Raw genomic sequence first — 26,299 nt, 5'->3', positions numbered from 1 at the left:
TTCAATCGAATGCTCTTTTTACATAGTTAGATTACTCCATATAATATGAAATAATTCCAACCTCTTCAATTTCAGTTCCGTCTAAAAACAATACGGATGTTTTAAAAATCAGCTGATTGTCATCTGTATCATTATTCCAGCGGTCATCAGGTATCAATTCAAACGGTACCATTTCGGCTTCTTTCGAATGAATACTTCCTACAAGTTGGAATGAATGTTTGGCAATCAAGTGCAATTCACCTGTTGGTTCATTACTTAGTACCTTCAATGAGATACAATCTATTTTTTCTTCTTCATTTTCTGACGTAATATACACAGTACCATTTAGTGAATCCCCTTCAACTAACTCTGTCTTTTCAATGACAGTTTCAACTTTAACCCCATTTTTTTCGACTATTGTTAACCATTTACTCATCATGTTAAATCCCCCGCTTTTTTGTAACTACCTTAATATGATTTTAAAAAAAATCGGCAGCGATTGCTACCGATTTAAATTACTTACTTTTGGTATCTTCATATAAATTACTATTATCTGGTTGAAAACGATTATACCGCTCTTTGAATAAACGATATACATGGGTTACTATGACTTTAATTAAAGCATAACCTGGAAGTCCTAATACAACTCCAGCAACACCAAATAACGAACCAGCTGTTAATAAGACAAATATAATAGAGATTGGGTGAATACTCAATGATTTACCCATAATTTGAGGGGAAATAAACTTCCCTTCTATTAATTGAACGATTGTCCAGACAATAATCAGTTTTACAAGGAGCCATGGTGAATGTACGATGGCAATAATAGCAGCTGGTGTTGCAGCAATTACAGGTCCTAAATACGGAACAACACTTGTAATCATTGCTAAAAAGCCAATTAATAACGCATAGGGCATACGTATAATTAAAAAACCGATTGTCATCATAATTCCGATACAAAACGATACTAAAATTTGCCCTTGTACGTAAGAACTAATTTGTTTGTCCATATCGTGTAAAACAGCGCCAATTTCTTTACGCATACGTGGAGGAAATAAGCGTAGAATAAAGCCCGGCATTTTATGACCTTCATACAATAAATAAAATGTGATGAAAGGTACAATAACTAATGATAATAGGATTCCTGTTAATGCAGAAACAAAGCCTGTAATCCCCGAAGCAACACTTGATGCAACACTGGACATTGTATCTTTAACTGTATTCACTAAATCATCGGTAAAGTCTGTTAAAACTCGATTGTAATCGACATTAACCGTTTGGAGAAACTCATCAAATTGTGAATTATTTATAAAACTTAAAACTTGATCCGCAAAGGACATAAAAACAACAGGAAATTCCTGTGCTAAATTTGTTAACTGGTCTCGTAAAAACGGATAGACTAGTAATACAACTAATGTAATAAGCGCAACGACAATAATGTACAAAATCAGTATGCCTAATGGTCTAGGCACTTTCCATTTTACAAGTAAATTTAAAGGTGGTCGTAGTAAGTAGTATAATATGACGCCCAGAACCCCAGGTAAAATGATGACCTCAAATAACACACTAAGTGGTTCAAATATAAATGCAATCTTGTCGTACACAAAAATGGTACAACCAAGCATTAAAATAATAATTAATAGGAATAAAATATTTTTACCACCTAAAAATTGAATGAAGCGCGAAGAAAAAACACTGGTTTTTACTCCTTCTTCAGGTAAAGGCTTGTTTTTGTTTATTCCTTTTTCTTTTTCCAAAAAACCACCCCGACAAATCGACAAATTTTTATATACACTCTATTTTATCATTGTTTTTTCATATTGATATAATGCTTACTCTGTTAATTGTAAAAAATCATGTAAAATTTGTTTATTTTTTTCTTTATCGATTTGAAGTACCGAGCCCGCGTGTCTGTATTCTTTAAATTCGTACGTTCCTTCTGCAGGAATGGTCAATTTTTCAACACCCATGCCTCCACCTGTAACGGCTTTAAGGACCGTAGCAAGTTGATCTCTACTTGAAATATCAGTTGTAATGTATCCTTGTGCTGCCCCGATAAATTTCGGGATATTTTTCATGTTTTTAGGAGAAACAAGTTCATCTTTCAATGCTTCAATTACTTTCTGCTGACGTGCCACACGTCCGAAGTCCCCTTCTGAATCTGAACGGAACCTTGCATAGCCTAATAATTCTTTACCATCTAATTTTTGTAGACCTTTTGTTAATTCAACTTTAATATCACCACTCATGTTCTTTTCAACATCCATTTCAATCCCATTTGGTGCCAGTATATCAATTAATGTCTCAAAGCTTTTAAAATCAATAAGCGCATAGTGATCAACTGTAATATCAAACATATTATTTAATGTTGTTTGTAACAGCGATACACCACCTAAGTAATAGGCAGTATTTAATTTATATGATTGATACTCAGGAATATCTGCATATATGTCACGCATAAAGGACACGAGTTTCATTTTGTTTGTATCTTGGTTCCAAGACAAGAGCATCATTGTATCTGAACGAGACTGTTCTTCACCGCGGCTATCTACACCGATAATTAATATATTCTCAATAATTTCATCATCGTCGTCAGGTGTAAAATCCTCTGCCGGCATATTGGTTTCATCAGCAAGTTTTAATCCATTTTGATATTGCATATAGCTAAAAATTAGTAACCCAGCAATGATTAGAAAAAGAATGGCAAACAGTGTTCGTCCTTTTCTTAACTTCTTCTTTTTTTTAAAGCGTACTGGACGTGAATTTTCTTCCATTTTAAAACTTCCCTTCTATACGTGAAAGTAAGACGTCTAAAGTGTATATGAAGTTGCAATATATACCTACTACTATACCATTTTCCATAATTTATCGATCTTACACATTTATTTTACCATTGAAGAACAAATATTTACGTGTTAGAATACAGCATATTTAAATTGGCAATTTGAGGAGTGAAACAACATGGAAAAAGCAACATTTGCTGGCGGCTGTTTTTGGTGCATGGTAAAGCCATTTGATCAATGGGATGGTATTAAAAAGGTAACAAGTGGTTATATGGGCGGGCATATTGATAATCCTACATATGAAGATGTAAAGCGCGGCGATTCCGGACACGTAGAAGTCGTACAAATTGAATTTGATCCAACCATTTTTAGTTATGAACGCTTATTAGAAATTTACTGGATGCAAATCGACCCAACAGATGCAGGTGGACAGTTCCACGATCGTGGTGAATCTTATAAAACGGTAATATTTACACATAACGAACAACAAAAATTAGTAGCTGAACAATCAAAAGTACAACTTGCTCATAGTGGTCGCTTTAAAAAGCCTATTGTAACGGAAATTGCTGATGCACAAATATTTTGGCCTGCAGAAGATTATCATCAAGATTATTATAAAAAAGAACAGGGTCACTATAAAGAAGATCGCGCAAAGTCAGGCAGAGATGAATTTATTAATACGCATTGGGATAAATAACAAAAGGGTTTAGGCGTTAGCCTAAACCCTTTTTAAGTGTAAGAACACAAGAAAGACAACCATTCGTGCTGTTTTATACGAATGATATTTTTCTAATCAAAAAATATTACGTTATATGCATCTAAAACAAATTGCTTATAAATTGTATTTGAGAAATCTTCTACCCCATTTTTAGCATAAATGATGTCTCGCTTTGCTGCGTCAAAATCTTTCATATGGTAATAAGCCATTGCACGAACTGCAAAGTAGCGATAATATCGAGCTAAATCAATCGGATGGTGAATAAAATTTGGAATGGATAAGTTCTGCCCATACTCAATGGTACGCTCATAATTTTTTAACATAAATTGTGCATACATTTGTTCACAAATAAATTTGGGATTTTGTGAAAAATATTGTGAATCTCTATACTCTCCCATTAATAGGTCGACTTTTTCGTATTGATGCTCTACATTATTTATATAATGTAAATTACAAAATGCTGAAGCCATCTTAATGGAGTTATCATCTGCAAAATCTGAAAGTAATAATAATTTGTTTATATACACTTCACTTTTATCATGCTCTTTATTTGCAATGGAAAGCACAAATAATAGTTCATAAAAACTATCCATTCGATAAAAAATCTGCTTTCTCTTCGCAAATTCCATCGCCTTCTGTAAATAATATTCTGCCATTTCCACATTATCTACCGCTGAATAGGCTACTGTTAAATTATAGTAAAAGTCTAACTTAGCGATTGGGTCAATTAACAATTCATAAGGGGCGATTCGTTGTTCCCCTTTTTTCAAAATATCTAAAGTACCTTCGTAATTACGTTGTTCCATTGCCGCAAACGCTAAATAGAAGTAACATCGCAACATGCGGCTATACGCATGGATTGCTTCATATTGGTTAATGAATTTCCAATACTCATCCAAAGATTTCGCTTTATTGATAGTACGATTCATTAAAAAATAGACTTCACGTATACGAATTTGTTCATAGTTAATTCCTTGAATTTGGGCTAAATAAGGCTCTATTTTTTCGATGATTTTTATTGTTAACGATAATACTTCTTCTGGATCAATCATTAAACTTCTTTTTTCAATGTCTTCTTCAATATTCGTATATAAATTTCGTAGTTGAGCCAGGGTCCCATCGTCCAATAATTCACTGACTTCAACATCTAATTGCTTCGCTAAAAAACGCAAACTTTCCATTGATGGCTGTGCTTTTCCGTTCTCAATTAAACTAAGCATACCCTTTGTCAGACGGTTTCCAGCAAGTTCAGTTTGTGTATACTTTTTTGCTTTGCGCAGCTTTTTAATACGCTCGCCTAAAGAATCCATTCTTTCACCTACAATTCCAAATTAGATAGTTTAATTAAACTATGGATGTAACTTTTTTACAATAACTTAACAAAAAGTTTAGTGAATTTAAACTTCAAAGGGAAAAATAATGGCGTTAATATACAGAAAAAAGGAAAGCCCATTATTGTTAACGGGTTCGGTTGACAGGGAGAAAAATAGTAAAATCGGTGCAATTAACAACACTATTAGCATATATTTAAACAGAAAATCAACAATATAATTGACAAGTAAAAACGCTCAGCATTTTAAACTGAGCGTTTTTCGCATGAATTATTTTCTATAATTATAATTCTTTTCTTAAATGAAGTTTAGTCATTCGAAAAACTGTTCTATTGATTTTAATATAGAATCATCCTCTAATAAATAATCTTTATTGTTTTTGCTATTTCCATTGTAGTCATATGGTGAAAAAGCAAGGGTGTTATCAATTCTAATTCCTAAAGCTCTTTTTTCATTATCTCTAATGATTATATAGAATGATTCAGTGAATTCCCCATCTACATTTTCTACTTTACTTAATTTTGTATTTAGAAATTGATTAAACAGCTCTTTTGCTTGCCCATCATAGAGATTTATCTTTTTTTCATCAGAACCACTAACTCTACTTATCTCTATTTCGCTTACTTTTTCAATTCCCCCTCCAAAACCTTCCTCTTTCAATGTTGTTTCTTTATTAAAAAGTAAAAGGAATACTACAATTAATAAAACAATCAAAGCCAAAATTGAACTAACTATTTTTTTCATTAAAATGTTCCCCCTAAGTCATTGCTGTTACCCAGAAAATCTGAATCTTGTACAAATAAACCAAAATAGAAAAATGCTCGATGTTCTTCGTTGAACGAAGCGTCTTTCACTTTTATTTGTAAAAAAGGTAAAAATGCAGGAAAGTACATGCTTAAAAACTTTATAGCGATTTCTTCACATTGCGCAAATGTTAACATAAGATTGCCTGTACGCTCTTTAAACCAAACGAAGCCCGCAGTTCGCCCGGCTGTTTATACGCTTGATCTCGCCACACAATGCCGATATAACCCTCTTCCATTTCAGATTGACGAATACGCTCCATAGAGGGCGTGATGCCAATAATGTCTTCAATTGGTTTGGGGACATTCTTTCTACATTTATTATATTTTCATAGAAACCATTTAAACCTTTGGAAACAACAACTTCATTGTAAAACCATGCATATATTCTGACTCAACGTCCATTTCAATTTGCAAATCGTCACATAGTTTTTTCACTAAAAATAAGCCCATTCCTGTAGACTGCTTTTGATTGTTAGTGTCTCCAGTAAAGCCTTTATCAAATATAAATGGTAAGTCTGATTGCAAGACACCTAGCCCATTGTCAGCTACTTTTATATAATAGCTGTCTTTTGCATGTTCAAAGCCTGTTTCTATCCTAATGAAGCTCTCACTATCTACGTTTCGATATTTAATGGCATTCACAAGTAACTGGATCAAAATAAAATGAAGCGCTCTTTCATCAGATACAACAGGGATGTCCTTGATTTCCGTATGAACACCTACCTGCTGCTCTTCCAATAATGATTGAAGCTCTAGTAAGACATCTTCAAAGCATTCAAAAATTGATACTTTTTTCAAGCTATAATCTACATGCACTGCTTGGAGCTTGGCAAAAAATAATATACGTTCTACATAATCATGAATTGTTATATTTGCATGATCTAGCCTTTGATAAACTAACGAAGACATTTCGTCTTTTCGATTTTGTAACACAAAATGAAGCAGTGAAAGTGGTGTTTTAATTTCATGCACCCAGCTTTCAATAAACGTCTTGTACTCTAATGATTGATGCTTTGCCTCTTGTGCTTCATCTTGTAAGCGACGTAATTCATTTGCTAAAGCGTGTACTACTTCTATATATGCGTTTCCTAAAGTTTGTGATAATTGTGCTTCCTTCTCAAGAGAGGGGTCCTTTAAAAATTGATAAAAAATATGTTGGTTTTTTCGCTGTTTTTTCCATGTAACAACTACCCCAATCAATATCGTAACTATTGTAAAAATGAGCATCGCTAGTACTAATGCTTTAAATTCTTTTGGATAAGCAACCCACGCTAAAAATATAAATAAAGCGCTATTCACACAAAGCAGTATAATCCAGTAATAGGCGTGCTGAGGGAGATGTAGCCAATTTACTTTTTTCATGAAGTTTCGCCCCCTACTAATTGATAGCCAACACCTCTGACCGTTTTAATTGACTGCGACATGCCCACTTTTTCTAACGTTTTTCGGAGTCTCGTCATATTCACCTGTAAAATGTTCTCGTCTACAAATTCACTGCTTCCCCATAGCGCCGTAAAAAGTTGCTCCTTTGTTACAATTGCTGGTGCATTGTTTATAAATAGTTTCATCATAATCGCTTCATTTTCTGAGAGTGCAACAGACTGCTGAGCAGCATATAAAATATTGGCTCTTTCATCTAATGTAAGTTCCGCCCATTTCAATAGTGCAGGCATTGTAGCGTACAGTTGCTGTAACTTTTCGATTCGGGCGATTAGTCGTTTCGGGTGACACGGTTTATTTAAAAAATCATCCGCCCCAAGCTCTAATGCATGCAACTCGTCCCGTAACTGGTTGCGTGCTGTTAACACTAATATTGGCCCAACACCCTTCGCCTTTAACGTTCGGCAAATTTGAAAGCCGGACATATTCGGTAAGTTTAAATCGAGTAGTACGAGTGACGGATCGGCTTGTATTACCGCCTCTACCGGTGTATCAAAAGTAGAGATACTCACAACTGAGTACCCCCCTTTTGTAAAATATGTTGTAATTCTTCGCGTAGGAATGGATCATCCTCTACGATGACAATATTCGCCATCCAAACACCTCTAGTCTATATCGTTTAGCTTTTGAATTTCTGCGTCGCTTTTTCGTTGAATCATACGAATGTACAACACTTCGATTACTATAAATAGTAGCACAACAAGTCCCATAACGACGATATTGCGCACATTAAACTCCGTCGCTGGTAGTGCCGTGACTAAAGTCCAAATCCCAAAAACGCCGCTAACTAATGCCACTGAGATCGCTAAAATGAAATATAACCAAATTTGTTTACGTGCAGACTGACAAATCGACAATACACTCGCACCGAGCATCATTAGCGTTTCGTAACGACTACGCGTGCTTCGTTGTTGCATTAAAAAGTTTAAGCCTAAGACCGTATTGGCGATTAGTAAAAACATCACCCCTAAGTAAAACGTTGTGTACGTTGCTGCTACTGTATAAAACAACTGTCTGCCCATACTTGCAAGGTAGCTTTCAAACGGCACGCCCTTTGTCTGAAGTACTTGATCGACTTCAAGCATTGCCTGCATAAGTCCTTTTTCCTGAATGAAATCATCTTTTAACGTCATGTTCCATAGCCACGTATCAGCATCAGCAAAATATTCATCAAACAGCGTATCCGGTACGATTAGTGCATACATTAACGTTATTTCTCTGTCCGCTACAATATTATCTGCATATAAATTCGGTGCTAACGAATAATCTCGATCAGCAATTTCAATCGTCGGTTTATTTTTTAATAGCTCTTTTAACAAATCATAAGAAGTCCCGGAAACATCACTTGAGTACATCGCCACTTCACCATCAGCAAACGCAATTGGCTTCTTCCCTGCTGCTTGTAGCATTTCGTTATAGCTCGATAATGAAATGAAATACATGCTGCTTGCCTGTGAGAAATTATTCATTAAAATATCTTTTGACTCAGAAGGTGCTGCCTTTGAGATTTCATCCATTAATCCTGTCCAAGCAAAATGATAGTTTAATGTCGATGTCTCATCCGCTTCATAAAAGCTATGTAACGCCATACCGTAAAACTCATCAACATATGGTGCCACTTCCTCTGATTGCACAACTGCTTCAACGTCTTTCTTGTCACCATTAAATGTATAGTCTATAGTACGCGTTGCTGCTTTATCCTGCGTTAAAGCATTCGAGGTTCCGAACGCAAAGCATACTACTGCCATTAAAATAAGCAACGACGAAATTGCTAGTGAGCTCCATTGATGCAGCACATTTTCCTGAAGCTGTCTTGCTGTAAACATCGACAAGCCCGTTGCCGACTTCCCTTTTTTCTTCACATAAACGCCAATTAAACTACCTAGACCGCGGAATAAAATAAACGTTCCTAGTAGACCCACTAGTATAATTAGTGCAAATATGCGGTAATCAAAATCTCTAAAATATAAAATCGCTAACGCGTAGGCGGTACTTAAAAAGATTGTCCCGAACAGTAACGCCGTACCGGATATAAGGCTCACTGCACCCCATTTCGGTGTCATCGTAGCCTGTGATTTTTCCTTATTCTCATGAAGTAATTCAAGCGGCTCTTTTCTGCTCATCGTAAAGCTTAACTTCAGCATCGCTACAAGCTGTACGAGGAAGAAGCCACAAACCGTTAAAATTAGCCCCGTCCATGAAATACGAAAGGCATGACCGATAATGCCCATTCCGACTAATCGAGAAGTCGTTAAATTAATAAGCTCTGTTAAAAACAAGGCAATCGGTAAGCCGATACAAAGCGCCACCAGACTATTCCAAACGACCTCACCCATCATCATAAAAAATAGCTTACTTTGTTTCATGCCCATCATCATATATAAGCCCAGCTCATGACTACGCTGCTTTAACTGATAGCGATTCGCAAAATAGACGAGAAAGAACACAAATATAAGTGACACGCCGTACAATACTGGAATTAGTAGCATTAACCGCGACACAGCATTGCTTTCAATCGTCTGTAAATATTGCATCACATCTTGCTCACCTAACGATAAAATCACGTAAAATGCGATAATCGATACAACGAGCGAGGCAAAATAAACGCCATTTTCTTTTCGCGTTTTACGACTATTGCGACGAATGAAATTAAAGAACATTACTACTACCTCCAGCAAGCTGCGCCATCACCATCACGATACGCTCGTAAAATTGCGCTTGCGATTCAGTCGGTATATTTCGTCGTAATTCATGGAATATCACACCATCTTGAATGAATAAAATACGTGAGCAGTAGCTAGCTGCATTGGCATCATGCGTCACCATTAAAATCGTCGAGCCTTGCTGTTGATTATGCTCCGACAATTTTTCCATTAGCACCTTTGCATTTTTCGTATCTAACGCACCCGTTGGCTCATCTGCTAGTACGATACTTGGATTTGAAATGAGCGCCCTTGCTGCAGCAACGCGTTGTTTTTGCCCACCAGACAGTTGGGATGGAAATTTCGTTAATAACTGTTCAATATCAAAGATTTCCGCTAGCTGTTGTAGCTCTTGCTCCTGCGTTTGTAAATGCACACCGTGAATCGCTAGCGGTAGCATAATATTTTCTCTTGCCGTTAAATTATCAATCAGTTCAAATTGCTGAAATAAATAGCCAATTTGATCCCCTCTGTAAGCAGCTAGCTGTGAACCTTTAAAGGATGAAATATTTTCACCTTCTAATAAAATTTCACCAGCTGTTGGCTTTAACATCGTAGCGATTACATTTAGTAAAGTTGTTTTTCCTGAACCACTCGCCCCCATAATGCCAAGAAACTCCTCTGGTAAAACGTCAAAAGTTACGCCTTTTAATGCCATTGTTTCATTTTGCCCTTCACCAAAAACTTTACACACGTCTTTCACTTCGAGTAATTTATTTGATACATTCATATGTGCAACCTCCTGTTTTGTTTGCTTAGCAATACCTTACTACAAAAAATAGTAAAATTACTCTTACAGTTGGTGTAAGGTTTAAATCAGAAGAAACTAATTTACAATACAAACCCGTTCTCTTATTCATTCAAATTACAATTTCAATACACTCCACCAATTGAAATGATTTAAGTTGCACAAATGTTACCAAACACTGGTTTGGGAATGTTTTTAGAGGGGATAACTATGTTTTTATAGAATATTGAATACAACAACTACCTTACAGGAGGTACATAGTGAAAATTATAAAAATATCTTTTCTTTTAATATTCATTGGTTTAATTTTAGGTTCTCACGCTACACCTGAAATGGCAATTCGCACGCATGTATTTTTGATGGGCTATCCAATTTCGGCGATTAAAGCTGAAATTGTGGAATATGAATATCTTAGTAGTACTCATTCTAAAATTGAAAATTCGCAAGGCTTTAAAATTATTAATCCACCAGTCGAACGAGCAACTCAAGGTGAATTAGATACTTATCTCGTTTCGAAAAAATGGATATTTTACTTTGCCAAATTTGAACACGATGTTTAAATTAAGCGATTTTTAAATACACCTCTATACAAATAACGTTCCCAAATGAAACTTAGGGAATGAATGTCTTATAAACGTCTATATATAGTACCGTATCGTTAAAAGTTTTATTCAATCAAAAGGCAGTTAAAGTGAGGTTGAGGTAATGAGAAGATATTTAAGTCTGATTTCATTGGTATTGTTGGTTATGTTTATTGTTTTAGGTTTTATTTTCCCGCAAGTTTTGAACCCCTTACCTGACTCATGGGATATAGTGTTAATAATCATATTATTACTTGGTTCATTTTTTACGGCACTATTTAGCATGAAAGGGCCTTTAAAAGTAATCACTTTAGTTGCCTCATCAGTCGGTATTTTAGGATTAGGAGTCGTTATTATATTCAGTATTGCTATGATGATATTTGGTAACTTTGGGTCATAACCAACAGAATTTTTATTAGGGTCTCTATTTTCATTAAATTCAAGATTACCTTATATCATTAAAGATTTATAAAGTATACAAAATAAACCTAATAAACGTTCCCAAATGACACTTAGGGAGCGTTCAGCCCAGCAGCTAGTACATTTCGTTGTATTAGCTGTTTTTGATTCTCAAACAGCTCTTTGCAAGTGTTTCGTTATTCTAAAAATGCTATCAAGGTTTCAAATTCAGAAAATTGAAACTTTTTACATTATTTTCCGTATAACTAATAAGCTCTATAAAATTGATTAATTAATTTTATAAATAGGGAGGGGAATTTATGAAAAAAATTCTTTCGTTAGCAATGCTTATTGCCTGTGCTTTAATGCTATTTGGATGCGACCAACTATTCTCTCCAAAAGAACCTGAAAAAGTTGCCAAAGTTGAAGATTTTAAAACTTATTATTATGTAAGTGACCGATATACTGTGTACTTGCACGAAGACAAACTTCTAGTTTATGGAATATATTTAAGGGATACTAAGAGCAGCTTAGACGAGTTTGTTTTAACTAAAGAAATGGATGGACCGTTTGTTAATACAGAATTCACCAATGCCAAAGTTAAAGTAAAAGATGATAAATATTTCATTACAGCTGATGATGATCTATCATTAGAATTCACTATATTTATGGACCATATCATCATTGATTCTTTTGGAACGGAATACATTCGCAATAAAAAATAAAAATTAACGTTCCCAAACAAAAATTTGGGAAACCACGAAAAAAGCACAAAACGTTATTAAATCACCGTTTCGTGCTTTTTCTTTTGAGCATTGTTTATGCAGTATTTTATGCAGAGAGGTCAAATCGCTGATGTAGCGGTGATTGTGGCTGCTCCGTGTATTCTCCATATTGTATAAAATCGTGTATATTTCACGTCTCTTACCGTAACAATTAAAGATTAATCCTGTACGTTATAAATTTTCTTTATTCGTAAATTCTTTGATCACATCAATAAATGTTTTCCCGTATTTTTCAAGCTTGCTTTCCCCTACACCACTTACTTCTAAGAATTGTGCGCTATTTTTTGGACGTCTTGTACACATATCTTTTAAAGATTTATCCGAGAATACAACGAATGGCGGTACTTTTTCACGGTCAGCAATTCCCTTACGAATTCTACGTAACTCCTCGAATAACGGGTCATTTGGCTCAACAGTAGACTGAATAATACGTGCTTCTTTTCGGTAAATCGTATGTTTGCCTAGTAAAACTTCTTTTCCTAAATCAGAAATCGCTAATATAGGAAATTGGCCATTCCCCACGACAATGAGCTTTTCTGCAATTAAAAATTCGATAAAGTTGGCAATTTCTTTTGCATTCATGGTACGTAAAATACCGTATGTCGGTAATTTATGAAAGTTAAAATCTAATACCTTTTTACTACGAGAACCTGCTAAAACAGATGCAGTTAATTGTTTCCCAAATTTTTGACCCATACGCACGATGCAAGACAATACTTTCTGAGCATCAGTGGTCACGTCTTGCTGTGGACGTTCATCTGTACAGTTCGCACATTTTCCACAATCCGTGCTTTCTAAATCCCCGAAATACTCGACGATATAGCTCTGTAAGCAGCGTTCTGTATGGCAATAATCAATCATCGTATGAAGCTTCGTTAGTTCAAGAGGAATACGCGAGCGGTCTTGTGCTTGATCGATTAAAAAACGTTGTGTTTGCTCATCGGAAGAACTATAAAGTAAAATACATTCACTTTCTAACCCATCTCGTCCCGCACGCCCCGCTTCTTGATAATAGCTCTCCATATTGCGAGGCATATTGTAATGGATAACGAAATGCACATTTGTTTTATTAATGCCCATCCCAAATGCATTGGTTGCGACCATGATTTGAACTTCATCGTTTAAAAAGCGGTTTTGCTCGTATGTACGGTCTTCCTCATACATCCCCCCATGATACTTCGCCACAGCAACGCCTGCTTTTTGTAGCATATCATGTACAGCTTCAACCGATTTACGCGTTGAAGCATAAATAATGCCTGCTTCATTGGCTTTGGCTTTAACATATTTTTTTAGATAAGCTTCTTTATTTTCCCCGAGTAAGACAGAAAATGTTAGATTTTCTCGTGCGAAACCAGTTACAAACGTATCGTCTTTATCGATTGATAGTAATCCTTGAATATCCGCGCTTACTTCTTCAGTTGCCGTTGCTGTTAACGCGATGACGGTAGGCTTCACTTCCCATAAATGGACCAATTGCTGAATCGAACGGTAACTTGGACGGAAATCATGGCCCCACTGGGAAATACAGTGTGCTTCGTCAATCGCAAGAAGCGGCACATGAATTTGCGCGAGCTCCATACAAAAACGTTCATTTTCTAAACGCTCTGGAGCGATATATAATAATTTAATTTGTCCACTACGAACGCGATACATCACGTCTTGTACTTCTTCAAAGCTTAACGAACTGTTAATATAAGCAGCCTGTATCCCACTTGAAACGAGCATATCAACTTGATCTTTCATCAATGAAATAAGAGGTGAAATGACAAGTGTCGTTCCTTCCAGACAAAGCGCCGGGATTTGATAACACAGTGACTTACCTCCACCTGTAGGCATAATAACGAGTGTATCTTTATGTTGTAGGACATTTTCAATGACTTGTGATTGGCCAGTTCGAAATGTATCGTAGCCAAAATAGTTTTTTAAATGTTGTAATGCGGTGTTTAACATAGTACCTCCAGAAAAATTCAATAGTTTTATTATACTATGGCAAATAATAAATGGGTGCATAAAAATTATAATAGTAATTTTAGTTTACATAACATAATTATGTAAACTACCTTTAATAAGTTTCTTTTAAAAGAAATTTCATTTGAATCCTAATAGTAACCGCTTTTGGTTATTTCAGCGACCGATTCCAATCCATATAAACTAAGTATTTTAAGTCATTTTCATGATCAAAGTGTTTTTTTAATGTAACTTTATTAAATAAAATTAATTTTCCCTTCTAAATAGTTGGCAATTTTTTAGCCTGTATGTTATTTGCTTAGTAGCCTTTCTTTTAATTCAAATCTACAATATAGTGTCGTATAATATGTAATTGATTCTAATAAAAAACATGTACGAGGAATTCTCGCACATGTTTTTTATTTTATATAACCCATTGTAACTGCTTTTTCGCTTTCTTTTGAACAGCCAATTAACTGAACTGCATTCTTGGCACTGTTCTTCTCAATTTCGATAGCGTCACAACTATATTTCATTTTTTCCTTACCTTTTTTTTCAAATTGCACATTCACTTTTTTATCTACTATTTCAAGCTTCCATATCTCATTTTCTTTTGAAGTAATGTCTATTTGTTTTATCTTCCGAAGAATAAACATTTGAAGTGCTGGAACTTCTGATAATTCTGGTTCATTGATTAAATTTACTTGCGCTATTTTTTGTTCCTTTAATTCTTCAGAATCGATTAAACTCGTGCCAATTACTTTATAATGACCCTTTTCATTAATCAATGTTAAGCGCACTTCATTTTTCTCATCATCTATTCCATTTACAAAATAAAAAACGCCATCTTTTCGAGCTTCACGAACTGAATAGCCTTTTACATCTTTGTTCACATACTGCAATTCTTCCATCATCTCATCAGAACCTACATCATTTTCTAGCAGTTGCCAATCTGCATCTTTTACACTTTTATTGAACTGTTCAATAAATTGCGTAGCAAAATGCTTTAAGTTGTCTGGATTATATGTAAAAATATTTTTTTCATAATGATTTGTGAAATTCGTAGCTTCGTTCAGTGCGGTTTCTTGTAACAAAATAGCGTTTTTTTCGTAGCGTGTCTCCCAAGTTAATGGATTTTTTATTGTTTCATCGAGCAAATTTTGAATCTGTTTGGCATTTGCTTGAACTGATCGCCCATTGATAAAGGATTCATAATAACTTATTTTTTTTGTTTCTTTATCAATGCCATTCACTATTTCTTCTTCAGAAAGTTGGAATATATTGAAGTCAAAACTATTTCTTATAAGAATTATCGCTATATTATGATCTATATCAATTCCCTGTACCTCCCCAAGTGTTTGCAATTCATCTTGCACAAGTACATTTGGATGACCTGATACTTCTGTAGCATTGACTAAAATCCATTTGTCACGATCATCTTGTTTTATTACCAAACCTGTCGTTGTTATAAAAGGTGTATGTATACTTACTTCAGCTTCATATACAGGTGCTGGCTGCTTCTCTTCTTTCGGTATAACTTGTGCTACCCAATTACTTTCTGCCTTATCTGAGCAACCTGCTAATAGCATAACTGCTACAAGCATTATTAATTTTTTCATTTCTTTCTCCTTTACGATAATATGATTATGTCAACTGGATTGGACTCAAAATAAAAAGTAGTCAGTTTATCCGACTACTTTTTATTATACTTGTTTCTTTAGTTTTTGCATTACAAAAATGGATAATGACATCAATATGAATAATAGTACAAAAATTATCTTGGTCATGAAGTGTGTAGTTGTCCTATCAAATACAACCCCAATTACTAATGGAACAATCGCACTCATCATAAAACCACCTGAAAGAACCATTGAGCTCCATTCATTGGCTTCTTGATTATTTTTAGCTTCGTCTAGGGGTAGCATTAAGCCAATTGGGAATAATCCGCTAAGGACAATACCGAAAATAACCGCGCATGCCCAAATCACCCAACTTGCGTCTACAAAGAATAAAATAGATCCAGCAATGCCAATAATGATTAAACTATGTAACCAAATGATACGATTGGGATAACGGTTAATCAGCGAAGGAATTAAAATATTCCCTACTAACTGAACAATTGTCATTAACGTTAATACCGAACCTGCCGTTAATAAAGACAACCCCTGTTCCAATGCAATAGATACTAACCAAGTTGTTAAACTGAAAAAAAGTGATGTTTGTAAGCCAAAATAGATCATAATGATCCACGCTAATTTATTTTTCCATGGATTACGTGTTTGTTGTGTAGCATGCTTTTGTTGTTCTACTTTTGATGGATCCACAGTCAAAATCCAACAAACCATAGCTACTACAGCTAAAATTCCCCATACCCCGAGTGCCAACGACCAGTTTCCATCAAAGCTTTCGTAAAAAATGCCAGTAAATCCAGAACTAATCGTTGCACCAAAACCAATAGCAAATGAATAAACACCAATTACAGGTTCCAATTTTGTCGGGAACTTTTCTTTTATATACGCATTGATGATTGGACTTACTATGGCAATTGCAAAACCAGCAAAAAAGCTCGTTACTACAAGTGCGATATAACTTGAAAAGCTAATTCTTGCTGCTATTGCAATCCCAATCAGTAATGTAAGTGTAGCAATCGACCATTTGTAACCAAAATATTTTTGAATGGGAACGGCAAGCGGCGCAAATAATCCCATACAAAAAACTGGTACGGACGTTAGTAAGCTCATCTGTGTACTAGTAACACCGAGTGCATCACTAATTGTCGATAAAATCGGTCCAACTGACGTTACAGCTGGTCGTAGATTAATCGATACTAGAAAAATAGACAAAATAATAAATGCTATTTTTAATCCTTTATTCTGTTTCAAATTTTTTCCTCGTTTCAAACATTCATTAACTATATTAGTAAAACATATTCTGAGTAGTCTGACAACTTTAGGTTCAATTTAAACAAAGAAGTTTAATCCTCCTTTCACACCTACTTTTATTTAATTTAAGAAGGAGTCATGCTATAATAGAAACATTGTGTGCAAAAGAGAAATCCTCTTTCTAAAGCAATCTAAAAAAAACGTAAAAAATACAAGGAGGTACTTACATGATTCAAGTATCAGGTGTAGGTCTTCGCTATGGCGACCGTAAATTATTTGACGATGTAAATATTAAATTTAACCCAGGTAACTGTTACGGCCTAATCGGTGCAAACGGTGCTGGTAAATCAACATTTTTAAAAATTTTATCTGGTGATATCGAGGCACAAGAAGGCCACGTATCAATGGGTAAAGATGAACGTCTTTCAGTATTAAAACAAAACCACTTCGAGTACGATGAATTCAACGTACTGGATACCGTTGTAATGGGTAACAAACGTCTTTGGGAAGTAAAAGCAGAAAAAGACGCGATCTATATGAAACCAGAAATGACAGATGAAGATGGAATGCGTGCTGCTGAACTTGAAGGCGAATTCGCTGACATGAACGGTTGGGAAGCAGAATCTGATGCGGCTAGTTTACTGAACGGTTTAGGTATTGGTGATGAGCTTCACTATATGATGATGGCGGACTTAGAAGGTTCTGACAAAGTCAAAGTGTTACTTGCTCAAGCATTATTCGGCAAACCAGATGTTTTACTACTGGATGAGCCTACCAACCACTTAGATTTACAAGCAATTAACTGGTTAGAGGAATTTTTAATTAACTTCGAAAACACTGTAATCGTTGTTTCCCATGACCGTCACTTCTTAAACAAAGTATGTACGCACATTGCGGATTTGGACTTTGGTAAAATCCAACTTTACGTGGGTAACTATGATTTCTGGTATGAGTCTAGCCAATTAGCACAAAAAATGATGGCTGATCAAAACTCGAAAAAAGAAGAAAAAATTAAAGAATTAAAAGAGTTCATTGCTCGTTTCTCTGCAAACGCATCGAAATCTTCTCAAGCGACATCTCGTAAAAAAATGTTAGACAAAATCGAATTAGATGACATTCGTCCATCAAGCCGTAAATACCCATTCATCAACTTCCAAACTAGTCGTGAAATTGGGAATGACGTTTTAACAGTAGATGGTTTATCTGCTTCTCAAGAAGGCGAAACATTATTTAAAGACATTCGCTTCTCTATGAACAAAGAAGATAAAATTATTCTTTTAGGTTCGCCAATTGCTAAATCTGCATTAATGGATATTTTAATGGATCGTAAAAAACCAGATGCTGGTACGTTTAAATGGGGTGTTACAACATCTCAAAGTTACTTTGAAATGGATCATGACCAATACTTCGGTGGATCTGAAAAATCATTAGTTGAATGGTTACGTCCTTATTCTCCAGAAGATGAAACAGAATCGTTCTTACGTGGCTTCTTAGGTCGTATGTTATTCTCTGGTGAAGAAGTTAAGAAATCTCCTGGCGTTCTTTCAGGTGGCGAAAAAGTACGTTGTATGTTATCAAAAATGATGCTAAACAATGCGAACGTCTTATTATTAGATGAGCCTACGAACCATTTAGACCTTGAATCTATTCAAGCATTAAATGAAGGCTTAACTCGCTTCAAAGGTGCAATGATTTTCACATCTCATGACCACCAATTCATTCAAACAATTGCAAACCGTGTCATCGAAATCCGTGAAGATGGTTCAATTTTAGACAAACCATTAACATATGATGCGTTCTTAGAATGGAAAAATAAAGAAGGCATTAAATAATTTTTTCTAAATTCAAAACCTCTTAGTCCCCTAGTTGGGATTAAGAGGTTTTTTTATTGCTGTTTGATTAGAACAACATTTGATGGTTGGACAATTGAAGCAAATGGTCAATATACTACCCCCTTTGACAAATTCAAGTAATCGTCGTCTAGAAAGAGGAAATGCATTAACGACAAAAAAGACACGTAAGTTTTAAAAACTTACGTGTCTCTGAATTAGTATGGATTAAAGTTTAGTTACGTTAGTAGCTTGTGGTCCACGGTTACCATCTTCAACTTCAAATTCAACTTTTTGACCTTCGTCTAAAGTTTTGAAACCGTCACCTTGGATAGCTGAGAAGTGAACGAATACATCGTTACCGCCTTCAACTTCGATAAAACCGAAACCTTTTTCTGAGTTAAACCATTTTACTGTACCTTGTTTCATTTAAGAAAACCTCCAAAAAATAAAAGTGAACAATTAATCATTACTTAATGTAAACATTGTTTTACGGTAATGCAATATAATTGTTAAATATAAGTATATATAGGAAATTTAAAGCTGTCAATTTATATTTCGAAAATTGTTAAAATTTCCTATCAAATCATTTTGAAACCATATCTGGTGTCTGTAAGATAATGCCATGATAAATTTGGGCATCTTCATCGCAAGCTTCACAAAATTCACACTCATCCTCTGACCAAAAAGCATAATAATATTCGTTTTTACATGCCTCATTGGCATATGATTGACGAAAATCATTCATAATTTCAGTGAGTGCTAGTTGAAATTGCTTTTCTTCTTCAAATTCGTGTACGGAAACAATATGATCTTCCCAACCGTCAAATTTCCACCACGGCTCATAATCTGCCTTCATGTAGATGATTTTAAACATAATCATTATCCTTTCTATACCCTTATTTTAATCATCTATAGGTAAAATGTCTATTATTGCTACCTTTCATATGTTAAAATAGTGGTAAATCTAGAAATTATCAGGGGGAAATTTCATGTTTTCAAAATTAAAACCAAAAGCAGAATTACAAGACCTATTTGAACGCGGAACAGATTTGACTGCTTCTCCAAGATTTTTAAACACATTAAAGTTCAATAATTTCAACAATCAAGATCAAACTCATTTACATACAATTTATGAACGTGTTGCTACATTAACACCGACAATGAATGTTATTTTCAATAAATACTTAAACGAAATTTCTCCATCTGGAAAAAGTAATATTTCTGACGCTCAAATCGAACGCTATTTAAAGCAATTCTTCTTGGCTGATCGTAATGATGAATATGTAGATCAGACAATTAAGTTTTTCAACACATTACGTGAGGAACGATTTGAGCCTGGCAAATTAATCGTTGTATTCAACCAATTTTCTTTTTATATTACAACGCTAATTTTACATCATTTCGGCATGAAGCCTAATTTAGCCTTTTCTTATATGAAATCAGTTTCAGCAGCGGTAAATATTGAACAAGAACTTCTTGTTGAAGTTATGACAGAACGCTTAATTGAAAATGTTATTGAAGAGCTTACCTCTTTAACAGATGCCAACGCAAACATCATGTATATGAAAGACTTAATTCAGCGACTAGATACACAGTCAGATGATATTGCTGGCTCTACCGCTGCTTCTCAAGAACTAGCTGCATCTATTGCTGAAATCGCTCGTTCTTCTACAAATATTGCGGAAAAGACGAACGAATCTGTGGAAAATGCAGTTCGTGGTAAACAAGCCGTCGAACATGCCCTACAAGAAATCTTTACTACAGAAGAAACCTTCACAGAGATCGTTGCTGGTTTCACAGAACTTCAAAAACATGTTAACGATATCGAAAATGTTGTTACATTAATTAATCAAATCGCTGATCAAACGAATTTACTTGCATTAAATGCATCGATTGAAGCTGCACGTGCTGGTGAGCATGGTAAAGGCTTTGCAGTCGTAGCGCAAGAAGTACGTAAGCTTGCAGAAAATACTGTTTCTGCACTTGGTGAAGTATCTACAAATGTGCAATCCTTAAAAAGCTACTCAAACAATGTAGCAGCTTCAATTACAGGTACGACAACAATTATTCGTGATGCAACTGTTGAAGCAAAAGAATCCTTACCTTTACTCAACTCAATTGTTGAAATTATCGAAAGTATTAATATGGACATTACCACAACAGCAGCTGCGTCTGAACAACAGGCAGCATCGATTGACGAGATTTCAGTACGTATGGTTCAAATTTCTAATTTACAAGAAGATATCCGTGCATACGGAAATGATACATCTCGTGATATTCATAAACTGGGTCAAGAAATTACTCGCTTCCGTAACGAAGTGACAACAAATAACAATGTCCAGCTTTCAAGTATTTCTCTTTTACTATTATCGAAATCAGACCATATTTTATGGAAATGGCGTGTTTATAACATGTTCCTTGGTTTAGAAAAATTATCACCAGCAGATGTTTCTTCTCACCGTGACTGCCGCCTCGGCAAATGGTATACATCACCAAAAACGGTGGAACGTTTCGGAAACCATGCTTCTTATGCTGAGCTTGATCGTCATCATGAACAAGTACATATTTCAGCAAAAGCAGCTGTTGAAGCATTTAATGATGGTAATTTAGCAACAGCTGAACAGCATTTACAAGAAATTGAAAAAGCTTCGAAACAAGTTATTTATTACATTAATGATTTAATTTCTATTATTCAAAAAGAGCGTCTTATGCATTAATAAATTTTCAGAAGCAAAATAATTTATTATTTTGCTTCTTTTTCATTGAAAGGAGTCTTAAATGATTAAAAATCTATTAGTTCATTTATATTCAGAGGATACTACCTCTAATCATTATATTTATACAAAGGCACTTGAACTTGGATTAAAAGGATGGATTGAGAAACGTAACAATCAACTCCACATTTCACTAGAAGGCACGGAAAAGGGATTATATGAAATGATAAAAATCATACACGCACTCCCCTCTTTTGAAAACATAACATATTCAATGGAGGAAAAGCTGCTACATTTCTCACAATTAACTACAAATATTGTCTAACAAAAGTGACTTCACTTTGTGTTGAAATGAAAACATTGTACAATACTAGTAAAAATGCTTGAAACTTTTTTTCATTTCAAACGTAAAAATAGTATCGAGTAAAGGAGGAACGAAAATGCTTGGTCCTATCAATTTTATAACACGTCATTTAATTAACTTATTAGCTGGTTTTACTGCATTGGTCGTATCAGTTTTAAATCTACCTGGTCTGGCAGCGATTTTATCGTTACCTCTTGCAGTAATAGCCTATTATGTATGTAACAAAATTACATTTGCTATTCAAAAATCAACGCAATGTAAAAAAATAGGGGTATCTAAAAGCGAATACGATTTAATCGAATCGCAGCTAAAACAAGCGAAAGGCTACGTAAACTCTTTAAACCAACAATATATACGTGTCCGTTCGATTAAATCGTTTAAACAAATAAATGAAATGTCGAAGTTATCTAAGCGCATTATCAATATTGTTCAATCGACGCCACAAAAATTTTATGCTGTCGAAGATTTCTTCTATGCGCATCTCCCTACTGCTGTCGAACTTTCAGATAAATATACATTATTAACGAAAGAACAAGTGACAGGGACAGAAATTCATTTGGCACTAGAAGATACACGTAAAACGTTAAAAGAGCTTCATGTTACAATGGAAGAAGACTTAAAAAATGCATTATCATCTGATATCGAAAATTTAAAGATCGAACTTGATTTTGCGAAAATGTCGAATGAAAAACGCAAGGAACGATTAAAAATCGGCGGTGAATAAGTCATGGGAAACAAAATCAATCCATTTGATGCTTTTACGTCAAATGAAAGTGTCGACATCCAAGTTTCAAAAGAACAATTCGCGGTGAACGTTGCAAATCGTGTAACGGCACCGCTTTTCGCGTCATTAAGTTCACAGAGCAAGCAACAATCGATGAAGCTTGCCAGTGAATTACAAAGTTCAAAATATGAACAAGTACTCGCTTTTGGTTTACCTGCTCAAGAAGCCTTGAAAAAATTCACGGCACAAATGCTCAACTATATTCAACGTAAGGATGTTCGAAAAGTTGGTGAAGTGCTATCCGATTTGATGCAGCACTTAGAAAAAATTGATCCTGATGCATTAGTGGAACAAGAAAAAGGCTTTTTTAGTAAGCTATTCAATCGTCCTAAACAGTCTATCCAAGAAGTAATGACCCACTACAATAAATTGAGTAAGCGTATTGACCGTTTAAGCATCCAATTAGCACATACTCAAAATGGATTGCTTTCCGATTATCAGTTTTTAAATGAATTGTATGAGCTAAATGAGGAGTATTTTCACAATATAAATATTTATATTGCTTCTCTTGAAATTAAAAAGCAGCATATGGAAGAGGTTATTTTACCTGCTATTTCACAGGCAGTTATCGAGCAGGAAGACCCTTTTAAACGTCATGAATTACAGGATGTTAAAATGCAAATAGAATGGCTCGATCGCCGAATGTATGACTTAGAAGTGTCGCGTGAAGTCGCAATTCAATATGCTCCACAAATTCGCATGATTCAGCAAACGAATCAAATGTTAATCGAAAAAATTCAAAGTTCTATTATGAATACCATTCCATTATGGCAATCACAAATCTCAATGTTGCTAAGTATGAATAACCAGCGCCGCGCTATGGCCTCACAGCAACGTTTAATGGACGCTTCCGAGGAATTGCTAAGAAAGAACGGAAAAATGATTGAAGCCTCAGCTAAAGGTCCAAAACAAAAAGCATTGAATCATACAGAAATAGACCAATTTAAACAAACACAATTAAAGTTACTTCAAGATATTGAAGATACACTACGAGTTCAAGTATCCTCTAATGAAAGACGTCATGAAATTGAATATATCATTAAAGAACAATAATTAGTTATCGCATATAAACCTTCAGTGTTTCGGATTATCGAAACGTTGAAGGTTTTTTAATGGATAATTTAAGGGAGTCCACAAAAAAACACCCTTTCTCATAGTGCAATCGGGAAAAGGTGGTGTTAAATTACTTATAGCATTTCTTTAACAAAAGTTGATAATTTGATTGAAACTTCGTCTAATGATTCAATAATTGATGTAACATCTTGTGCTAATTTTGCTTCTTCGTTAGAAGCTTCCGAAATTTGATTCATATTTTCAAGAAGCGCACTTAAGTTCTTATTAACATTATTCAACGATGTTTCGATTTTATGTGTCGAATCACTTGTTTGCTGTGACAGCTTACGTACCTCTTGTGCAACAATATTAAAGCCAGCCCCGTGTTGACCTGCTCTAGCCGCTTCAATGGAAGCATTAAGCCCTAGTAGATTGGTTTGACTAGAAATATTTTTAATTAGCGATGTAATTTCATTTGTTTTTCTAGAATCTTCTAAAGCTTTTTCAGATTGCATACGGATTTCCGTACTCGTAGCAGCTAATTCTTCAGAATGTGAGGCGATAGTATGTGATTTATCTTGTAATTTTAGAACAATTTCACGTACTGTACTAATATATTCTTCAAGCTTTTGTTCTTTATCTAACGGTTTACCAAAGCCTAGTGCACCAACAACACGACCATTTTCTTTAATTGGGAATGCATAGGCGTTTATCGCCATACCATAGACACTTGCATCTAAATAGATATCTGAATTACGACCATTTAAAGCTGCCTGTAAGTTTGCATCATTTGCTTTTATTTTGTCCCCTTCTACATAACCGATTTCAAGATTTTCACCGGGTAAATATTTAGTTACAATTCCGTTTTCTTTATCTACAATTACAACTACCGCTTCTTTTTTTAACGCTAGATGGATATATTCTGCCATTACGCCTATTGATTCTATGAAATTCAAAGTAAATTCTCCCTACCCTTTTTATATATGTTATTTTATTGATGACTCTAGAACTAACTTTACCATTATTTTTCTATATTAGTTGATTTTTCTACTACGCAATTTTAATGAATTATCACATATATTTCTTATTATAAATTAAATTAAAAATAGCACCGCCTATATTGAACAACAATGTTCAAAGGCTGTGCTATTTCAAATTATGCGAAGTACTCTTTGTAGTATCCGCCAACATTACCAGTATTATCGATTACAAAGATGAACTCTTCCGTTTCATTTTTTACTTCGTATTCTTTACCGACAGTTAAAACATTAGAGACTAAATATTTTGATGCATTCGTATGTACACATTTCACTGTGCGAATCGTTGGTGCATCTTTCCATTTTAAATGTAACATCTGTTTACCTCACTTTTAATATAACTAATATGAACTCTTTCTTATTTTATACGATTTTGTCGTGATATGAAAGACTCTGTTATGAAAAAGACATCCCGTACAACTAATCTTATGCAATTCTTATTATGAAATTGCCTAGTATGCTCTCATCGAACTCCATTTGAAACGATGATTCGAGCATGTTAAACTCAATTGAAGAGGTGGAATCTATGACATTAAATATGAGCGGTGTTCCAATGTGGTTTTTTGCTATTGCCATTGCTTTTGCTATTATTTTTATCTTAATAAGTGAATGGAACTCAAGAAAATAAGCTCGCGCATGACGCACGAGCTTATTTTTGTTTTCTAGTACGTTTCATTTTACTTTAATGTACGTTTTAAAAATGCTTTTGTACGTTCATGTTTTGGATGGACTAGTACTTCATCTGGATGGCCTTCTTCGACGATTACGCCTTTATCCATGAAGACGATGCGATCTGACACTTCTTTTGCAAATTCCATTTCATGCGTTACGATTAACATTGTGTTCCCTTGGTCTGCTAATTGACGCATTACTTTTAATACTTCCCCTACCATTTCTGGGTCTAATGCTGATGTAGGTTCATCAAATAACATAACGTCTGGATCCATTGCTAACGCACGTGCGATAGCTACACGTTGTTTTTGACCACCTGATAAATGTCGAGGTTTGGCATTTTTATATTGTGCCATGCCAACCAGTTCCAAATATTTCATCGCATTTTGTTCGGCAGCTTCTTTGGAACGTTTTAGCACTTTTTGTTGGCCTACTGTACAGTTACCAAGCACGTTTAAATTGTTGAATAAGTTAAACTGTTGGAATACCATACCCAAATGAGTTCGATAGTTTTCGATATCGTGCGCGTCATTTAAAATGTTTTCCCCGTTGTAAATAATTTCTCCAGCAGTTGGCGTTTCTAATAAATTAATGCATCGTAATAGCGTTGATTTACCGGAACCTGAAGATCCGATTAATGTCACTACTTCCCCTTTTTTCACTTGGAAGTTCACATCTTTTAAAACCTCATGATCCCCAAATTTTTTGTTTAAATGTTGAATATCAATTACGATTGACATTA

At 34.8% G+C, this 26,299-nt stretch carries 27 protein-coding genes; 9 read left to right on the top strand and 18 right to left on the bottom strand.

The genetic code is table 11. From position 1 onward, the window contains the following. Positions 1–31 precede the first annotated feature (31 nt). The 3 genes from DCE79_RS08920 to DCE79_RS08910 all read right to left on the bottom strand — a co-directional run bounded on the left by DCE79_RS08920 (position 32) and on the right by DCE79_RS08910 (position 2,753). Entirely contained in the window at positions 32–418 is a 387-nt protein-coding gene (locus DCE79_RS08920; RefSeq protein WP_108712712.1) for a sporulation protein, read from the bottom strand. Positions 419–494: 76 nt separating this feature from the next. Further along, the gene (locus DCE79_RS08915) at positions 495–1,736 is read right to left on the bottom strand and encodes an AI-2E family transporter (RefSeq protein ID WP_108712711.1); all 1,242 of its coding nucleotides are present in this window, start codon (positions 1,734–1,736) and stop codon (positions 495–497) included. Positions 1,737–1,811: 75 nt separating this feature from the next. Next, the gene (locus tag DCE79_RS08910) at positions 1,812–2,753 is read right to left on the bottom strand and encodes an LCP family protein (protein WP_108712710.1); all 942 of its coding nucleotides are present in this window, start codon (positions 2,751–2,753) and stop codon (positions 1,812–1,814) included. Positions 2,754–2,940: 187 nt separating this feature from the next. Between DCE79_RS08910 and msrA the strand changes: the two genes are divergently transcribed. Next, positions 2,941–3,459: a peptide-methionine (S)-S-oxide reductase MsrA gene (gene msrA, locus DCE79_RS08905; protein ID WP_108712709.1), complete on the top strand. Its 519-nt coding sequence runs from the start codon at positions 2,941–2,943 to the stop codon at positions 3,457–3,459. Between the two features lie 92 nt (positions 3,460–3,551). On the opposite strand, the gene DCE79_RS08900 is transcribed toward msrA, so the two are convergent. From DCE79_RS08900 to DCE79_RS08870, 7 genes are all read right to left on the bottom strand, one after another. Continuing rightward, positions 3,552–4,790, bottom strand: coding sequence for a helix-turn-helix domain-containing protein (locus DCE79_RS08900; RefSeq protein WP_108712708.1), 1,239 nt, complete (start codon positions 4,788–4,790; stop codon positions 3,552–3,554). A 333-nt stretch (positions 4,791–5,123) separates the two neighbouring features. Continuing rightward, complete coding sequence (locus DCE79_RS08895; protein WP_108712707.1) at positions 5,124–5,555, bottom strand: hypothetical protein; 432 nt, start codon at positions 5,553–5,555, stop codon at positions 5,124–5,126. Continuing rightward, the gene (locus tag DCE79_RS08890) at positions 5,555–5,752 is read right to left on the bottom strand and encodes a hypothetical protein (protein WP_108712706.1); all 198 of its coding nucleotides are present in this window, start codon (positions 5,750–5,752) and stop codon (positions 5,555–5,557) included. Before DCE79_RS08890 ends, DCE79_RS08895 begins: the two co-directional genes overlap by 1 nt. A 204-nt stretch (positions 5,753–5,956) precedes the next feature. Next, entirely contained in the window at positions 5,957–6,979 is a 1,023-nt protein-coding gene (locus tag DCE79_RS08885) for a sensor histidine kinase (protein ID WP_108712705.1), read from the bottom strand. After that, on the bottom strand, positions 6,976–7,569 hold the full coding sequence (locus DCE79_RS08880; RefSeq protein ID WP_199912310.1) for a response regulator transcription factor: 594 nt from the start codon (positions 7,567–7,569) through the stop codon (positions 6,976–6,978). Before DCE79_RS08880 ends, DCE79_RS08885 begins: the two co-directional genes overlap by 4 nt. Before the next feature lie 93 nt (positions 7,570–7,662). Beyond that, positions 7,663–9,717 carry an ABC transporter permease gene (locus tag DCE79_RS08875; protein WP_108712704.1) on the bottom strand — a complete coding sequence of 685 codons (2,055 nt, stop codon included), beginning with the start codon at positions 9,715–9,717 and terminating at the stop codon, positions 7,663–7,665. Further along, positions 9,707–10,489: an ABC transporter ATP-binding protein gene (locus DCE79_RS08870; RefSeq protein ID WP_108712703.1), complete on the bottom strand. Its 783-nt coding sequence runs from the start codon at positions 10,487–10,489 to the stop codon at positions 9,707–9,709. The genes DCE79_RS08875 and DCE79_RS08870 overlap by 11 nt, the downstream gene beginning before the upstream one ends. Positions 10,490–10,767: 278 nt before the next feature. Here DCE79_RS08870 and DCE79_RS08865 point away from each other — a divergent pair, with 278 nt between their 5' ends. The 3 genes from DCE79_RS08865 to DCE79_RS08855 all read left to right on the top strand — a co-directional run bounded on the left by DCE79_RS08865 (position 10,768) and on the right by DCE79_RS08855 (position 12,212). Next, positions 10,768–11,067, top strand: a complete 300-nt coding sequence (locus DCE79_RS08865) for a hypothetical protein (protein WP_108712702.1) — start codon at positions 10,768–10,770, stop codon at positions 11,065–11,067. 145 nt (positions 11,068–11,212) lie between these two features. After that, positions 11,213–11,488: a histidine kinase gene (locus DCE79_RS08860; RefSeq protein WP_108712701.1), complete on the top strand. Its 276-nt coding sequence runs from the start codon at positions 11,213–11,215 to the stop codon at positions 11,486–11,488. A 319-nt stretch (positions 11,489–11,807) separates the two neighbouring features. Then, positions 11,808–12,212: a protein-disulfide isomerase gene (locus DCE79_RS08855; protein ID WP_108712700.1), complete on the top strand. Its 405-nt coding sequence runs from the start codon at positions 11,808–11,810 to the stop codon at positions 12,210–12,212. 231 nt (positions 12,213–12,443) lie between these two features. On the opposite strand, the gene recQ is transcribed toward DCE79_RS08855, so the two are convergent. The 3 genes from recQ to DCE79_RS08840 all read right to left on the bottom strand — a co-directional run bounded on the left by recQ (position 12,444) and on the right by DCE79_RS08840 (position 17,101). After that, a complete protein-coding gene (recQ, locus tag DCE79_RS08850) occupies positions 12,444–14,222 on the bottom strand; it encodes a DNA helicase RecQ (protein WP_108712699.1) in 1,779 nt (592 codons plus the stop codon). Positions 14,223–14,638: 416 nt separating this feature from the next. Beyond that, on the bottom strand, positions 14,639–15,838 hold the full coding sequence (locus DCE79_RS08845) for a hypothetical protein (protein WP_108712698.1): 1,200 nt from the start codon (positions 15,836–15,838) through the stop codon (positions 14,639–14,641). Between the two features lie 84 nt (positions 15,839–15,922). Further along, positions 15,923–17,101, bottom strand: a complete 1,179-nt coding sequence (locus DCE79_RS08840) for an MFS transporter (RefSeq protein WP_159083078.1) — start codon at positions 17,099–17,101, stop codon at positions 15,923–15,925. 227 nt (positions 17,102–17,328) lie between these two features. On the opposite strand from DCE79_RS08840, the gene DCE79_RS08835 reads away from it, so the two are divergent. Next, positions 17,329–18,933, top strand: coding sequence for an ABC-F family ATP-binding cassette domain-containing protein (locus DCE79_RS08835; RefSeq protein WP_108712696.1), 1,605 nt, complete (start codon positions 17,329–17,331; stop codon positions 18,931–18,933). 225 nt (positions 18,934–19,158) lie between these two features. Here the strand turns inward: DCE79_RS08835 and DCE79_RS08830 are convergent, their stop codons facing one another. Together DCE79_RS08830 and DCE79_RS08825 are read right to left on the bottom strand one after the other, a co-directional pair. Next, the gene (locus tag DCE79_RS08830) at positions 19,159–19,359 is read right to left on the bottom strand and encodes a cold-shock protein (RefSeq protein WP_108712695.1); all 201 of its coding nucleotides are present in this window, start codon (positions 19,357–19,359) and stop codon (positions 19,159–19,161) included. A gap of 157 nt (positions 19,360–19,516) precedes the next feature. Beyond that, a complete protein-coding gene (locus tag DCE79_RS08825; RefSeq protein WP_108712694.1) occupies positions 19,517–19,807 on the bottom strand; it encodes a DUF1033 family protein in 291 nt (96 codons plus the stop codon). 115 nt (positions 19,808–19,922) lie between these two features. Here DCE79_RS08825 and DCE79_RS08820 point away from each other — a divergent pair, with 115 nt between their 5' ends. From DCE79_RS08820 to DCE79_RS08805, 4 genes are all read left to right on the top strand, one after another. Next, entirely contained in the window at positions 19,923–21,650 is a 1,728-nt protein-coding gene (locus DCE79_RS08820; RefSeq protein WP_108712693.1) for a methyl-accepting chemotaxis protein, read from the top strand. Between the two features lie 61 nt (positions 21,651–21,711). Next, a complete protein-coding gene (locus tag DCE79_RS08815) occupies positions 21,712–21,972 on the top strand; it encodes an acylphosphatase (protein ID WP_108712692.1) in 261 nt (86 codons plus the stop codon). A gap of 115 nt (positions 21,973–22,087) precedes the next feature. After that, the gene (locus DCE79_RS08810; RefSeq protein ID WP_108712691.1) at positions 22,088–22,735 is read left to right on the top strand and encodes a 5-bromo-4-chloroindolyl phosphate hydrolysis family protein; all 648 of its coding nucleotides are present in this window, start codon (positions 22,088–22,090) and stop codon (positions 22,733–22,735) included. Positions 22,736–22,738: 3 nt separating this feature from the next. After that, entirely contained in the window at positions 22,739–23,848 is a 1,110-nt protein-coding gene (locus DCE79_RS08805) for a toxic anion resistance protein (RefSeq protein ID WP_108712690.1), read from the top strand. Positions 23,849–23,982: 134 nt separating this feature from the next. Here DCE79_RS08805 and DCE79_RS08800 read toward each other — a convergent pair whose 3' ends face one another. The 3 genes from DCE79_RS08800 to DCE79_RS08790 all read right to left on the bottom strand — a co-directional run bounded on the left by DCE79_RS08800 (position 23,983) and on the right by DCE79_RS08790 (position 26,297). Beyond that, positions 23,983–24,804, bottom strand: a complete 822-nt coding sequence (locus DCE79_RS08800) for a methyl-accepting chemotaxis protein (RefSeq protein WP_108712689.1) — start codon at positions 24,802–24,804, stop codon at positions 23,983–23,985. A 200-nt stretch (positions 24,805–25,004) separates the two neighbouring features. After that, positions 25,005–25,202 carry a DUF6501 family protein gene (locus tag DCE79_RS08795; RefSeq protein ID WP_108712688.1) on the bottom strand — a complete coding sequence of 66 codons (198 nt, stop codon included), beginning with the start codon at positions 25,200–25,202 and terminating at the stop codon, positions 25,005–25,007. A gap of 360 nt (positions 25,203–25,562) precedes the next feature. Continuing rightward, a complete protein-coding gene (locus DCE79_RS08790) occupies positions 25,563–26,297 on the bottom strand; it encodes an amino acid ABC transporter ATP-binding protein (protein WP_108712687.1) in 735 nt (244 codons plus the stop codon). Positions 26,298–26,299: the final 2 nt, after the last annotated feature.

It is taken from the genome of Lysinibacillus sp. 2017, assembly GCF_003073375.1.
In the GTDB taxonomy this organism is placed as follows: domain Bacteria; phylum Bacillota; class Bacilli; order Bacillales_A; family Planococcaceae; genus Solibacillus.
This window is presented reverse-complemented; position numbering and strand designations above follow the sequence as displayed.